Below are 14,056 nucleotides of genomic sequence, written 5' to 3' on the forward strand. Positions count from 1 at the left end.
ACCGGTTAGCAGAAGGCGGTTTTTCTGTCCACGAAACGCGGCGTGTCGCGATGTCACGCGTGGTGTTCGAAACCTTCCGCGATCAGACCGCTCCCGGCTCTGCCTTGATCAGGCTGTCGTGAGCGTCTAGTGGCTTGGTGATGACACTTCCCAGCCAAGCCTTCCGCGTTGCCGCGCTTTACCGCTTCGCCCGGCTCGACACCTTCGAGGCGCTGCGCGCGCCGCTCGCCGCCTTCTGCTGCGCGCGCGGCGTCAAAGGCACGCTGCTGTTGGCGCGTGAGGGCATCAACGGCACGGTCGCCGGCAGTGAACCGGCAATCGCGGCGCTCATCGATCATCTCGAATCCATCGACGGTCTCGCCGGTCTCGAGATCAAATACAGCAGCGCCGCAACGATGCCGTTCCACCGCATGAAGGTGCGGTTGAAGCGCGAGATCGTCACCATGGGCGTGGACAATATCGATCCGGCGGCAGGTGCAGGCACCTATGTTGCGCCGGCCGACTGGAATGCACTGATCTCGGATACGGGCACCATCGTCATCGACACGCGCAACGCCTACGAGGTGTCGCTCGGAACGTTCAAAGGTGCTGTCGATCCCGCCACCACCAGCTTCCGCGAATTCCCGGCCTGGGTCGAGCAGCATCGGCACGAGCTCGAGGGGCGCAAGGTCGCCATGTTCTGCACCGGCGGCATACGCTGCGAGAAGGCGACCGCCTATGTGAAGTCGCTCGGCTTCGAGGATGTGTTCCACCTCAAGGGCGGCATTCTGAAATATCTCGAGGACGTGCCCGGCGAACAGAGCCTGTGGCAAGGCGAATGCTTCGTCTTCGACGAGCGCGTTTCGGTATCGCACGGGCTGCTCGAAGGCGAGGCCGAACTCTGCCGCGCCTGCCGGCATCCGCTGGCTGCAGAAGACCGGCTGTCGCCGAAATATGCTGCCGGCATCTCATGCCCGCATTGCTTCGATGCCCGCTCGAACGAAGATCGCGCCCGCTACGCCGAGCGCCAGCACCAGGTCGAGCTGGCGCAAGCGCGCGGCGATCGCCATATCGGAAGTTAGCTTCACGTTAAGCAACTTCACGTCAAGCAACAGAGAAGCGATCGATGACCCACAGCCATGTCCCGTCGTTCTGCCGGCGCGCGACCTCGGTGGTGATGGTGCCATCGGGAAGCCGGGTCGAGGTGAGCGCCAGGTCGCCATTGACGACAGCCGGGCGCTGATCTCCGGACTGAAATTTTCGGCCGGTTGCGGTGATCTCCGCGAACAGCCCCCGGATGGCTTCGCGGCCGAACGTCAGTTGTCCGCTACCGCTGTCGATGACGGCATGCTGCTCGAAAAGCGCTGCCATGCCGTCAATGTCTCCGACCCATTGCCGTGAAATCAGCAGGCGCTCCAGCTCCTGGGGATCGCGTGCCGGCTGGCGGGCTGTCTCATTGGTCATGCCAGGCTCCTCCCAAGCGACGTGCCGCGACATTACTCGAAGTCGAAGCTGGTTTCGACACGCGTTTTTTGGCGCGGAAGGAGGCTGCAGCACTTTAATTTCCGCGTGAAATCCCAGCAGACCTCCATTCGAGGTCATGCGTGGCAGCGGGCAAAACGATGCACCGCGTCATTGTAATGTCAAACTGCGGGACCTAGGTCTTCGACGTGCAAACCTGCCCGCGCACCTTCGGCCGGGCCAATTCTGGAGGCATTGATGTTCGATCCCAAGAAGCTCCTCGACGATCTGCTCGGCTCGCAAATTCCCGGCACCGGATCGACCGTCCGCGACAAGGCGGGGCAGGCGGTGCAGATGGCCAAGGACAATCCGCTTGCAGCCGGTGCGCTGGCCGCGGTGCTGCTCGGAACCGGCCCAGGCCGCCAGGTCACCGGTGCGGCGGTGAAGCTTGGTGGGTTGGCTGCGATCGGCGGCCTCGCCTACAAGGCCTACCAGAACTACAAGAACGGCAACGCGCCGGCCGAGACGCAAGCTGCAGGCGAACCGGAATTGCTGCCGCCGCCGGCCGATACCGCCTTCCATCCGTCGCAAGCGCCGCAGGGCGAAGACGAATTCACGCTGACGCTGGTCAGGGCGATGATCTCGGCGGCGAAGGCCGACGGCCACGTCGATGACGAAGAGCGGCAGAAGATCGCCGGCAAGCTCAGCCTCGCCGGCGTCGGCGCCGAAGCGGAGAAATTCCTGATGTCGGAACTGGAGGCGCCGCTCGATCTGGATGTGCTGATCGCCGGGGCCAAGACCGATGCGCAAAAGCTGGAACTCTACACCGCCTCGCGTCTTGCCATCGATCCGGACACGCGGGCCGAACGCGGCTATCTCGACCTGCTTGCCGGCCGTCTCGGCTTGCCGGATGCGCTGGTCGACCATGTCGAGGCGACGGTGACGGCGGCGAAGGTGCCGGCAGCGGGCAGCACGGCCAAACCGGTCGCAGGCTCGCGCTGGTAGCTCGAAGAGGAAGCCTCGGAGCTCGGCGCCGTTGGCGTTAGCTTCTCGTTAATCCGGTGAGCGCATGATTTCAGGCAGTCGGATCGGCTTTCCTCCTCCCATGCCCGGTTCGGATCAGGGGCGGTCGCCAACGGCCGCCCTTTTTGTGAGCACAGGCTTTGGGCCGGCTTGCCATGGTTCCCGTCATTTGCGATGGCTCATCCCTTTCAGGGAGTACAGCCATGACCGACTATAAAACCGCCATCGTCACCGGCGCCGGCACGGGCATCGGCAAAAGCGTCGCCACGGCGCTGCTCAAGGCCGGCTGGAATACGGTCTTCTGCGGCCGGCGCAAGCCGGTGCTGGAGGATGCGATCGCCGCGGCCGGGCCGACGCAGGCCAAGGCATTGGCCTTCGCCTGCGACATCAGCAAGGCCGATCAGGTCGACGATCTGTTCGAGACGGTGGCGGCGGCTTTCGGGCGCGTCGACCTGCTCTTCAACAATGCCGGCGCGAGCTACAAATCGACATTGATCGACGACATCCCGGTCGAAGTGTGGAACGACATCGTCGGGGTCAATCTCACCGGCTCGTTCCTGTGTGCTCGCGCCGCGTTCGGCGCCATGCGCAGGCAGCAGCCGATGGGCGGCCGCATCATCAACAACGGCTCGGTATCGGCCTATGCGCCACGGCCGGGCTCGGTGCCCTATACGGCGACCAAGCACGCCATCACCGGGCTGACCAAGACGCTGGCGCTGGACGGCAGGCCCTTCGACATTGCTTGCGGCCAGATCGACATCGGCAACGCGCTGACCGACATGGCGCAGGCGATGACGGTCGGCGTGCCGCAAGCCAACGGCACCATTGCCGCCGAAGCGGTGATGGATGTCGAGCGCGTCGCCGATGCCGTCCTCCATATGGCCAGCCTGCCGCTCGACGCCAACGTGCTGTTCATGACCGTGATGGCAACCAAGATGCCATTTGTCGGGCGAGGCTAAATTAGTCTCAACCCGGTCCTAAATCAGGGCCGGGTGACCGGAAGCGGCACGCCGGGTAAATATAGCGAAATCGGGCGGATTTCGTAGACGGCGGTCGGATTGACGCGGCGAAGGTCGCGCGCAATGTCGATGGCGGCGTCACGGTTGGCGCAGTCGACGACATAGAGCCCCAGCAATTGTTCCTTGGTCTCGGCGAAGGGGCCGTCGATAACCATTCCGGTGCCTGGCCCGCGCAAGGTGCAGGCGTCTTGTGTCGCGCCGAGCCGGGCCGCCGGCCCAAGGGTGCCTTGCCGGTAGAGCCGATCGTTGATCTGGAGAAGATCGGTCATCAGCGCCGCATCCTGCTCAGGCGTCAGTGCCGTAATCGCTTCTTCCTCGTGATAGGCAAGAATGGCATAGAACATCTGGCGTCTCCTTTCGTCGTCCTCACTTCGCCAGGAACGCCTCGATCCGCTCCAGCGCGCGCAGGATGTTCTCCTCGGAATTGGCGTAGGACAGCCTGACATAGCCTTCGCCGAGAATGCCGAAATCGGGGCCGCCGATCAGCGCCACGCCGGCATCCTCGAGCAGCGCCGAGGCGAGCTTCTTGGCCTTCCAGCCGGTCTTGGAAACATTGGGGAAGGCATAGAAGGCGCCTTTCGGCGTAATGCAGGAAACGCCGGGCAAGGCATTCAACCCCTCGACCACGACCTTCCTGCGGCGGTCGAAGGCGCGCATCATCTTGTCGACATCGTCCTGCGGGCCGTCGATGGCGGCAATGCCGGCATACTGGCTCGGCGCGTTGACGCAGGACCAGCAATTGACCGCCAGCTTGCGCACCTTGTCGTAGAGATGCGCGCCCTTGTCGCCATTCGGCCAGATCGACCAGCCCATGCGCCAGCCGGTCATCGCCCAGGTCTTCGACCAGCCGTTGAGCACGATCAGCCGGTCGCGGATTTCGGGGAAGGCGAGCAGCGAGCAGTGCGTCTCGCCGTCATAGGTCATCACGTCGTAGATCTCGTCGGAGAGGATGGCGACGTCCGGGTGCGCTTCCAGCCCCTTGACCAGCTTCTCAATCTCGGCGCGCGGCGTGACGCCGCCGGTCGGATTGGCCGGCGAGTTGAGAATCAGCAGCCTGGTCTTCGGCGTGATCAGCGCCAAGGTCTCCGCAGCCGAAAAGGCAAAGCCGTTCTCCTCGCGCATCGGCACCGGGATGGGGGCAGCACCGGTGAACTCGATCATCGAGCGGTAGATCGGAAAGCCGGGATCGGGATAGAGGATTTCGGCGCCCGGCTCGCCGAACATCAGGATCGCCGCGAACATGGTCGGCTTGCCGCCGGGCAGGATCATCACCACTTCCGGCGAGACTTCGACGCCGGTGATGGCCAGCGTGCGGCGTACCACCGCTTCGCGCGTCGCCAGCAGGCCGTTGGCCGGCGTATAGCCGTGATGGCCATCGCGCAGCGCCTTGATCGCGGCCTCGACGATATGCTGCGGCGTCTTGAAGTCGGGCTGGCCGATGCCGAGATTGACGATGTCGCGGCCTTGATGGGCAAGTGCCGTGGCACGCGCCAGCACCGCGAACGCATTTTCCTCGCCGAGGCGGTCGAAGGCCGAAATCGTGTGGAGCATTTTTCCCGTCCGTGTGGTTCTTTCAGCGAGCGTGCGTTTTTGTGAGCGTCCGCCCGCAAAAGTCAAACGGATTGGAGTTTTCGGTGTCGGAAAATCTCAAGAATTGGCAACCGCGCCCGCGGCCCGAACGCAAGGTGCTGGAGGGGCGAACTGTCAGGCTGGAGCCGCTCAATGCCGAAAAACACGGCGACGGTTTGTTCGAGGCCTCGTCTGTGGCCGATGTCGACGGCCGCTTCGCCTGGCTGCCAGACTACCCGCCGGAGAGCCGCGCCGCCTTCCAGCCATGGCTGGACAAGGCGGAAGCCAGCGAAGACCCGCTGTTCTTCACGGTCATCGACAAGGCCAGCGGCAAGGTCGCCGGGCGTCAGACGCTGATGCGCATCGACGCCACCTACGGCGTCATTGAGATCGGCAACATCTATTGGGGCCCGCTGATCTCGCGAAAGCCGGCGGCGACGGAAGCGCAGTTCCTGTTCATGAAGTACGTCTTCGACGAGCTTGGCTACCGCCGCTACGAATGGAAATGCAACAACCGCAACGAGCCGTCGAAGCGCGCGGCGGAACGTTTCGGCTTCAAGTTCGAAGGCATTTTCCGTCAGCATCTTGTGGTCAAGGGCGAAAACCGCGATACCGCGTGGTATTCGATCATCGACAAGGAATGGCCTGATCTGCGCAGAGCCTATGAGGCGTGGCTCGATCCGGCCAATTTCGACAGCGAGGGCCAGCAGAAGCGGCGGCTCGAGGATTTCCGCGCCGAGTTCGGCGCCTGACCATGCTCCCGAAAAGTGGTATCCGGTTTTCGGAAAAGATCATGGTCAAATAAAAAGATAGAGCCTCCATCCCGATTCTGCCGGGATGGACCAGGCTCTAGCAGGAGCTCATAGATGGCGCATACCCACGACCATGCTGCGCAGGGCCACGACCACAGTCACGGTGCCGGGCATGTGCACGGCTCGACCGACAAGAAGCGCGTGCTGATCGCGGCCTGCCTGACCGCAGGCTTCATGGTCGTCGAAGCGCTTGGCGGTCTCTTGACGGGATCGCTGGCGCTGCTGGCGGATGCCGGCCACATGCTTGCCGATTGCGTCGCGCTCGGCCTTGCCTGGTATGCCTTTCACCTTGCGAGCCGGCCGGCGACCGTGCGCCTCACCTACGGCTTCGGCCGGGTCAAGACACTGGTCGCCTACACCAACGGCATCGCCATCTTCGCCATCGCGCTGTGGATCGTCTACGAGGCTCGGGGCCACTTGCAAGCGCCGGCTCCGGTGCTCGGCGAGCCGATGCTGGTCGTCGCGATGGCCGGCCTGCTGGTCAATCTCGGCTCGTTCTACGTGCTGCATGGCGGCGACCGCGGCAGCCTGAACATGCGTGGCGCCATCCTGCATGTGCTCGGCGATCTGCTTGGCTCGGCGGCGGCGATCGTGGCGGCGCTGGTGATCCTGGCGACGGGCTGGACGCCCATCGATCCGATCCTGTCGGTGCTTGTCGCGCTGCTGATCCTGTCCACGGCCTGGTCGCTGATGCGCGAGGCAGCTCACGTCCTGCTCGAGGGCGTGCCGGCAAGCCTCGACCGCGACCTGATCGCCAGGGACATCGAGGCGACAGTCAAGGGCGTGCGCGAGGTGCATCACATGCATGTCTGGTCGCTCGACGGTTCCAGCAACATGGCGACGTTGCATGCCTGCCTCAATGACGGCGTCGACGCGCATATGGCGGTAAGCGCGATCAAGAAGCGGCTTGCGCAGGAGCACGGCATAGCCCATGCCACCGTCGAACCGGAATTCGGCCGATGTGCCGACAGCCATGAGCATGATGGCGAGCACGATCACGCGCATGATGCGGCACCGCACCGCGGCCATTATCACTGACTTCGGGAGTTCCTGGCATTGGCAACGATCGACATGAACTCTCGCCACCCTGGCGCCGCGTGATGGACCGCGACACCCGCAATGCGGCGATCGGCGCCGCCTGGGTTTTGCTGCTGTTCGGCATCGCAGCCTATTACCTTCCAACGGTGATGCTGGCGGTCGGCAGCGTCTCGACGGTTCTTGCCGGCATTGTCGCGGCGATCTTCATGGTGGCAATCTTCGTCGTGTTCTGGCTGCGTAGCCGCAGCCAGCGCAAAAAGGAAAAGTGACATGCGCATTCTGATTACCGGCGCGGCAGGCATGGTCGGCCGCAAGCTCATCGCCAGGTTGGCCAAGGACAGGACGCTCGGCGGCCGCAAGATCGCCGCGCTCGATCTTCACGATATCGTGCCGCCGCAAGCGCCGGTGCTCGAAGGTGTCAGCATTAGCGTCCACACCGGCGATCTTGCCGCACCGGGAGCGACGGCAAATCTGGTCGCGTTGCGCCCCGACGTGATCTTCCATCTCGCCGGCGTGGTGTCGGGTGAGGCGGAGGCCAATTTCGATCTCGGCTATCGCGTCAATCTCGACGGCACAAGGGCGCTGTTCGATGCCATAAGGCTGGAGGGGTTTGCGCCGCGCGTCGTCTTCACCTCGTCGATCGCCGTGTTCGGCGCGCCGTTTCCCGACATCATTCCGGACGAGTTCCATCCGACGCCGCTGACCTCATACGGCACGCAGAAGCTGATCGGCGAGGCGCTGCTTGCCGACTACACGCGGCGCGGTTTCTTCGACGGCATCGGCATCAGGCTGCCGACCATCTGCGTCAGGCCGGGAAAGCCGAACAAGGCGGCCTCAGGGTTCTTCTCCGGTATCATCCGCGAGCCGCTGAGCGGCCATGAAGCGATCCTGCCGGTGCCGCGCTCGGTAGTCCACACACACGCCAGCCCGCGTTCGGCGGTGAATTTCCTGATCCATGCGGCTCAGATCGACGGCGCCGCCGTCGGCCCGCGCCGCAACCTGACGATGCCGGGCGTCGCCGTCACCGTCGGCGAACAGATCGAAGCGCTGGAACGTGTCGCCGGCGCCAAGGCGGTGAAACTGATCCGCGAGGAGCCCGACGAGACGATCTGGGCGATCGTCAAGGGCTGGCCGACGCGCTTCGAGGCGCGGCGCTCGAGGGAGCTTGGCTTTGCCGCCGAAACGAGCTTCGACGAGATCATCCGCGTCCATATCGAGGACGAGTTGGGGGGCAGGATCTAAGGTGGCTCCGTCCTTTCCCTTCTCCCCTTGTGGGAGAAGGTGGATTGGCGCGTAGCGTCAAGACGGTTGAGGGGTGCTGGACGAAGCGCTGTCGGTGCCAAGCTGGAACACCCCTCATCCGTCGCCTTCGGCGACACCTTCTCCCACAAGGGGAGAAGGGAGAGCCGCGCCTGGGCGTCAGGCGCCAGTCAGGCTGGCCGAGAGCAGCAGCAGGCCGAACAGGAAGACGAAGGCGGCGCCGCCGATCTCGACGAAGGAATGGATGCGGTTGCCCATGCGGCCATCGCCGGCGAAATACACCGCCCAGTTCTTCGCGGTCACCGCAAGCGTCGCCAGGGCCGAGACGGTGATTGCGGTGCCGAGCGCCATGGCCAGCACCGAAAGGATGCCGCCGAACCACAGCCCATTCAGCAAGGCGAAGCTCAGCACGATTAGCGCGCCTGAACAGGGGCGGATACCGACGGCAGCCACCGCCGACCAGGCCGTGCGCCAATCGAAGCGATCACCGGAAAGCAGCGCCGGGTCGGGCGCATGCGAGTGTCCGCACGTCTCGCAGACCTCGCCCGCCGCGTGGCTGTGGTGATCGTGCGCAGCATGGGCGTGGTGGTGGTCGTGGGCGCCGTGATCGTGATGGTCATGCGCATGATCGTGGTGGTCATGCGCATCAAGCGCGTGGGAATGTGCCGCATGGGCATGTGAATGGCCGGCATGTGAATGGCCGGCATGTGAATGGCCGGCATGGGCAGCCGAGAGGCTGTAGCCCGGATTTGCGCCGAACAGGCGAACGATGGCCGGGCCGGCCTTGCGCCACAGCAGCCAGGCGCCGAACAGAGTGACGAAGACATAGCTCATGATTTCGAGGAACCATGCGGCGTCTGTCATCGAGACAGCAGTGCCGCGCAGCAAGAAATAGGCGACCAGCATCACCACGATCGCGGTCAGCGCCTGCAGCAGGGCCGAGACGAAGGACAGCATGATGCCGCGCCGGAGCGCAACTTCATTGGCCACCATGTAGGAAGAGATCACTGCCTTGCCGTGACCGGGGCCGGCGGCGTGGAAAATGCCATAGGCAAAGGACAGGCCGATGAGCAGCCACAACTTGCTACCGTCCTGGCGCATCGCCTTCATCGCGCCGGCAAGCGCATGATAGAATTCCTGCTGGCGCAGATTGATCCACATCAGGATGTGGGCGAACGGGCCGGTGGCGGTTGGAGCCATGCCGTCATTGGTGCCGATGCCGAGTGAACTCTGGGCGTGGGCGGAGCCGAGAAAGTGCGTCATCACAAAGGCGACGGCCAGAAGACCGAATACCAAACGCAGGGACGGTTTGGTCACTGGATCTATCCTTCCGGCTGACAGGTCAGTTCAAGCTTGGTGGCAAAGATCTTGCTCATGTCGGTGCCTGTCGGATCGTTGAAGAAGGCCTCGGTCAGGGTCTTCTGGTTCTGGGCGATCGCCTCGTCCGGGTTCGGGCGGACAACCTTGCTAGTGCAGGTCGGCGGCAACCCATCGACCTGCAGATTGGCATCCTCGGTGAAATCGATCGCGGTGTAAAAGGTCGGGTCGTAGACGCCGATATCTATCTTGCCGCTCAGTTTGATCGGCACCTTCGGTTCAGATTCAAACAGGATGATCAACTGGTCATTGTCGAAATTGGCCATCAAATGCGGCGGCGGGGTCATTGCCACGTCCTTGCCGTCGACGGTGACGAGCTGGAAATAGTTGAATTCGGCAAGCGAGGCATGGACGGTGTCGGCGACATCCTTCAGCTCCTTGTCGTCGAGTTTCAGGTCGGAATTCTTGTCGAACTCCATCATCACCGTGCTCGAAAACAAATCATCGAAGCGCCAGACATGGCGCAATGCCTTCACAGTTTGGTGATCCGGGCCGAGGACCACTTCGAGGCGGGCTTCGGCGAAGACGTGGGGATGCACCTCAGCCGGTCCGACGGCGGCAAGCGTCGCGGTCAAGGCCGAAGCCAGCATGATTGCTTGCTGTTTCAGGTGCATTCTCGGTCGCGATTCAATCGGCTTCGGTGAATTGCCGACAGTTACCAAAAAGCGGGCGAAAATGGGACCGCAACGCGGCTGAAAGCTCATGCGTTGTCCAGCGTCTTGAACCACTGCACCAGGAAGTCGACGAAAACGCGAACTTTTGCAGGCAGATAGCGCCGGTGCGGATAGACAGCAAAAATGCCGCCGCCGGGCAGAATGCGGTCATCCAGCGCAGTCACCAGCTTGCCGCTTTCGATGTCGGGCGCGGCGATAAAATCCGGCAGGATGGAAAATCCCAATCCAGCCACGGCGGCCGCCCTCGCCGCCATCGGGCTGTTGACCTCGATCGGGCCGGAGACCGAAACACTCACCGTATCGGCACCGTCGCCCTTGAACGGCCAGTTGGTGAGCCAGCGGCCATTGGTGTCGATGATGCAAGGCACGCGGGCAAGGTCTTGCGCCCTGACCGGCATGCCGTGCTTGGCGATCAGCTCGGGAGACGCGCAAAGCCGTACCGAAAATGGCGCCAGGCGCCTGGCGATCAGCGAGGAATTTTCCAGCCGCGAAATGCGCACCGCCAGATCGAAGCCCTCCTCGACCAGATCGACGAAACGGTCGTCGAGATGGATGTCGAGCACGATGTCGGGGTGCTGCTTGGCGAAGTCGATCAGCGACTGGCCGATCGGCGCGTCGGCGAAAGTACGCGGCGCGGACAGCTTGATCCTGCCGCGCACGTCGCCGGAGGATTCGCGCACCGCATCGGCAAGGCTGTCGACCTCGCGCACGATCTCCGAGGCGCGCCGGTAGTAGGTGTGGCCGGCCTCGGTCAGGGAGAACTGCCTGGTGGTCCGGTTGAGCAGCAGCGCGCCGAGTTCGTCCTCCAGCTCGCGCACATATTTCGACAATAGCGCCTTCGAGCGGCCGATCTTGCGCGCCGCCGCCGAAAAGCCTTCGGCCTCGACGACATCGATGAAGGCACGCATGCGGGTCAGCGTATCCATGTCATGCGCCTCCTTGGGGGGCTGAAAGGATGCGGGCGGCCAGCGCAATCAGCTGCCGGTCGCTGTTCTTCGGACCGAGCAGCGAAAGGCCGAACGGCGCCCCGCCGACCTTGCCGAGCGGCAGCGTGATTTGCGGAAAACCGGACAGGCCGGAAAGACACAGCAATCTCAGCGCGCGCTCGCGATAGATCTGCAAATCATCAAATAATTCGGCCTTGAGCGGCGCGGCACCCGGAGCGGTCGGAAGCACAAGAACGCCGTCCTCGCCAAGCAGGTCGGTAAGCTCGAGGCGAAACGAAACGCGACGTTCCGTTTCGTGCTGCGCGGTTGCCGGGCCGACGGTCGCGCCATGCTCGAAGCGCTCCTTGACGCCGGGTCCCAGCATGCGGTCGCCGCCAGCGATCCAGGCGCCGTGGCTTTGCCAGGCTTCATAGCCTTGCAGCTTGCGGAAGCACCAATAAAGATCGTCGGTGGAATGCGACAGCGGGCCAACGCTGCGCGGCGCGCCCAGCACCGAAGCGACACTGCGGACCATGGCGCGATATTCCTCGGCCTCCAGCGGGCCGAGCACGAGGCTGTCCAGCGCGTCGAGGGCAAGAGGGCGTACCAGTTCGTGGCGGTGCGGATCGTCGCCGAGCAGCACCGTGCCGACCTTTTCGTAGGTGACGATATCCCTGGCAAACCAGCCGAACGTGTCCAGCGAAGGCGCCAGCGGCATCGCGCCGTCGAGCGAAATGCGGCCATGCGTGGTCCTGAGGCCGATCAGGCCGCAGAAGCTTGCCGGCGCACGGATCGAGCCGCCGGTGTCGGAGCCGGTGGCGATATCGGCCAGCCCGCCGGCGACTGCAGAAGCAGAACCCGAGGACGAGCCGCCGGTGACGCGGTCGGGTGCCGCCGGATTGATCGGCGATGGGAAATGCGCGTTCAGCCCCAGCAGGGAAAAGGCGAGTTCGTCGGTCTGCGTCTTGCCGACGAAGCGGGCGCCCGAATCAAGCAGCGTCTGGACGGCCGGCGCGGTGGCCGTGGCCGGCGAGGCTTCGCGGTATTTCTGCGGATTGCCGCAACCGGTGCGGTACCCGGCGACGTCGAAGATATCCTTGACGGCCAACCGCAAGCCGGCAAGCGGGCCGGATTGCGCATTGGTAACAGGGACTTGATCAAGATCGAGAAAAGCGTTCAGCGGGCCGCGAGTGCCTGTCATGCGTTCGATATCCGGGTGTGCTTGCCGCAGCATTGTTCTTCTGGTCCCGCAGCATTGTTCGATGCCACAAATTTTACAACCTGCGATACGATTTTTATTGATTGTGAAATCTTTCGATCTTATATCGCGCTTGCCCAAAGTCGCACGTGCCTGTGGGTGTCCGCCGATCCTCGAATGGTGAGGGCAATCGGTAAGGTAACTGGAGCCAACCCCTCCAGTCGGTTTAGCGGCCAACCGCCAACCGAGGACACCTTGAAGCAACGACGGTGCGGGCCTTTCTGGTGTTCTGCCGGTCGTCCAAAGACCGGGGTTACTGAAGAGGCACACCTTCATTGCCGGCAGTGCGGACGGGTCTCCCATCCAAGCCAAGGCAGACAAAGCGAACCGAGGCCGGGCAAGGCCAAGGTTCACCGCCGCGAGACGGCGCTTCATGGTTCCGGGGTCTCCACCGGCTGGTTCCATGGATTTCCGTCCCGCCTTTGTCCACCGCGTGTTCGCGAGGCCGAGAGCCCGCGTCCGCAAGCCTTTGTGCGCGCCGAAAGGCGCTGATGGAGAGACCCGATGGCTACTCAGCGCATCCTTGACTTTCTCGCCACCCGACGTCCGAACGGCCCGTGCCTCGTCGTCGACCTCGATGTCGTGCGCGACAATTTCCGCGCCTTCGAGAAGGCGCTTCCCGATTCCAAGATCTACTATGCGGTGAAAGCAAATCCGGCGCCGGAAATCCTGCGCCTGCTTGCTGCGATGGGCTCGTCCTTCGACACCGCTTCCGTTGCCGAAGTCGAGATGGCGATGGACGCCGGTGCGCCGGCGGACCGCATCTCCTTCGGCAACACCATCAAGAAGGAGCGCGACATCCAGCGCGCCTACCAGCTCGGCATCAAGCTGTTTGCGGTGGACTGCGTCGAGGAGGTCGAGAAGATCGCGCGCGTCGCTCCCGGCGCCCGCGTGTTCTGCCGCGTCCTGACCGACGGCGAGGGTGCCGAATGGCCGCTGTCGCGCAAGTTCGGCTGTGTGCCGGCGATGGCGGTCGACGTGCTGCGCCATGCCAGGGCGCTCGGCCTCGACGCCCATGGCGTGTCATTCCATGTCGGCTCGCAGCAGACCGACCTGACCGCCTGGGACCGCGCGCTGGCCGACGCCAAGAAGGTGTTCGCGACGCTCGCCGACGAAGGCATCGTGCTGAAGATGGTCAATATGGGCGGCGGTTTCCCGACCCGCTATCTCAGGGATGTGCCGGTGGCGCAGGCCTATGGCCAGGCGATCTTCTCGGCGCTCAGGAAGCATTTCGGCAACGCCATCCCCGAGACGATCATCGAGCCGGGCCGCGGCATGGTCGGCAATGCCGGGGTGATCAAGTCGGAGGTCGTGCTGATCTCGAAGAAGGCCGACAACGACAATGTGCGATGGGTGTTCCTCGACATCGGCAAGTTCGGCGGTCTCGCCGAGACGATGGACGAGGCGATCCGCTACCCGATCGTCACCGCACATGACGGCAGCGAGACCGCGCCTTGCGTGCTCGCCGGCCCGACCTGCGATTCGGCCGACGTGATGTACGAAAAGACGCCGTACCCGCTGCCCTTGTCGCTGACCATCGGCGACGAGGTGCTGATCGAGGGCACCGGCGCCTACACGACGACCTATGCATCGGTCGCCTTCAACGGCTTCGAGCCTCTCCGATCCTACGTGATCTGAGGGCTCGCAAGAGTTGCTCAGA

Annotated in this window: 15 protein-coding genes; 8 read left to right on the forward strand and 7 right to left on the reverse strand. The window is 63.8% G+C overall.

What is annotated here, in order from left to right; translation table 11 throughout:
* Positions 1 to 140 precede the first annotated feature (140 nt).
* Positions 141 to 1,061 carry an oxygen-dependent tRNA uridine(34) hydroxylase TrhO gene (gene trhO, locus NKI67_RS01190; RefSeq protein ID WP_502894478.1) on the forward strand — a complete coding sequence of 307 codons (921 nt, stop codon included), beginning with the start codon at positions 141 to 143 and terminating at the stop codon, positions 1,059 to 1,061.
* 22 nt (positions 1,062 to 1,083) lie between these two features.
* Here the strand turns inward: trhO and NKI67_RS01195 are convergent, their stop codons facing one another.
* Positions 1,084 to 1,443, reverse strand: coding sequence for a YybH family protein (locus tag NKI67_RS01195; RefSeq protein WP_352568124.1), 360 nt, complete (start codon positions 1,441 to 1,443; stop codon positions 1,084 to 1,086).
* Between the two features lie 255 nt (positions 1,444 to 1,698).
* Here NKI67_RS01195 and NKI67_RS01200 point away from each other — a divergent pair, with 255 nt between their 5' ends.
* Together NKI67_RS01200 and NKI67_RS01205 are read left to right on the forward strand one after the other, a co-directional pair.
* Entirely contained in the window at positions 1,699 to 2,445 is a 747-nt protein-coding gene (locus NKI67_RS01200; protein ID WP_352469546.1) for a tellurite resistance TerB family protein, read from the forward strand.
* Positions 2,446 to 2,666: 221 nt separating this feature from the next.
* On the forward strand, positions 2,667 to 3,422 hold the full coding sequence (locus tag NKI67_RS01205; RefSeq protein ID WP_352644128.1) for an SDR family oxidoreductase: 756 nt from the start codon (positions 2,667 to 2,669) through the stop codon (positions 3,420 to 3,422).
* 23 nt (positions 3,423 to 3,445) lie between these two features.
* On the opposite strand, the gene NKI67_RS01210 is transcribed toward NKI67_RS01205, so the two are convergent.
* Positions 3,446 to 3,826, reverse strand: coding sequence for a YciI family protein (locus tag NKI67_RS01210; protein WP_254816974.1), 381 nt, complete (start codon positions 3,824 to 3,826; stop codon positions 3,446 to 3,448).
* Positions 3,827 to 3,848: 22 nt separating this feature from the next.
* The gene (locus tag NKI67_RS01215) at positions 3,849 to 5,033 is read right to left on the reverse strand and encodes a pyridoxal phosphate-dependent aminotransferase (RefSeq protein ID WP_352644129.1); all 1,185 of its coding nucleotides are present in this window, start codon (positions 5,031 to 5,033) and stop codon (positions 3,849 to 3,851) included.
* A gap of 83 nt (positions 5,034 to 5,116) precedes the next feature.
* Between NKI67_RS01215 and NKI67_RS01220 the strand changes: the two genes are divergently transcribed.
* The 4 genes from NKI67_RS01220 to denD all read left to right on the forward strand — a co-directional run bounded on the left by NKI67_RS01220 (position 5,117) and on the right by denD (position 8,143).
* Positions 5,117 to 5,803, forward strand: a complete 687-nt coding sequence (locus NKI67_RS01220; protein ID WP_352454083.1) for a GNAT family N-acetyltransferase — start codon at positions 5,117 to 5,119, stop codon at positions 5,801 to 5,803.
* Between the two features lie 114 nt (positions 5,804 to 5,917).
* A complete protein-coding gene (locus NKI67_RS01225) occupies positions 5,918 to 6,901 on the forward strand; it encodes a cation diffusion facilitator family transporter (protein ID WP_352644130.1) in 984 nt (327 codons plus the stop codon).
* Positions 6,902 to 6,963: 62 nt separating this feature from the next.
* Positions 6,964 to 7,170, forward strand: coding sequence for a hypothetical protein (locus tag NKI67_RS01230; RefSeq protein ID WP_352644131.1), 207 nt, complete (start codon positions 6,964 to 6,966; stop codon positions 7,168 to 7,170).
* Between the two features lies 1 nt (position 7,171).
* On the forward strand, positions 7,172 to 8,143 hold the full coding sequence (denD, locus tag NKI67_RS01235; RefSeq protein WP_352644132.1) for a D-erythronate dehydrogenase: 972 nt from the start codon (positions 7,172 to 7,174) through the stop codon (positions 8,141 to 8,143).
* 177 nt (positions 8,144 to 8,320) lie between these two features.
* On the opposite strand, the gene NKI67_RS01240 is transcribed toward denD, so the two are convergent.
* The 4 genes from NKI67_RS01240 to NKI67_RS01255 all read right to left on the reverse strand — a co-directional run bounded on the left by NKI67_RS01240 (position 8,321) and on the right by NKI67_RS01255 (position 12,339).
* Entirely contained in the window at positions 8,321 to 9,487 is a 1,167-nt protein-coding gene (locus tag NKI67_RS01240; protein WP_352644251.1) for a nickel/cobalt transporter, read from the reverse strand.
* The gene (locus NKI67_RS01245; protein ID WP_352644133.1) at positions 9,484 to 10,152 is read right to left on the reverse strand and encodes a DUF1007 family protein; all 669 of its coding nucleotides are present in this window, start codon (positions 10,150 to 10,152) and stop codon (positions 9,484 to 9,486) included. Before NKI67_RS01245 ends, NKI67_RS01240 begins: the two co-directional genes overlap by 4 nt.
* Before the next feature lie 86 nt (positions 10,153 to 10,238).
* Positions 10,239 to 11,138: a LysR family transcriptional regulator gene (locus NKI67_RS01250; protein ID WP_352644134.1), complete on the reverse strand. Its 900-nt coding sequence runs from the start codon at positions 11,136 to 11,138 to the stop codon at positions 10,239 to 10,241.
* Between the two features lies 1 nt (position 11,139).
* Positions 11,140 to 12,339: an amidase gene (locus NKI67_RS01255; protein ID WP_352644135.1), complete on the reverse strand. Its 1,200-nt coding sequence runs from the start codon at positions 12,337 to 12,339 to the stop codon at positions 11,140 to 11,142.
* Positions 12,340 to 12,900: 561 nt separating this feature from the next.
* Here NKI67_RS01255 and odc2 point away from each other — a divergent pair.
* A complete protein-coding gene (gene odc2, locus NKI67_RS01260; RefSeq protein ID WP_352448194.1) occupies positions 12,901 to 14,034 on the forward strand; it encodes an ornithine/lysine decarboxylase in 1,134 nt (377 codons plus the stop codon).
* The last annotated feature ends 22 nt before the right edge of the window (positions 14,035 to 14,056 follow it).

Origin of the sequence: Mesorhizobium sp. M0408 (genome assembly GCF_040321495.1) — a bacterium.
Lineage (GTDB): Bacteria > Pseudomonadota > Alphaproteobacteria > Rhizobiales > Rhizobiaceae > Mesorhizobium.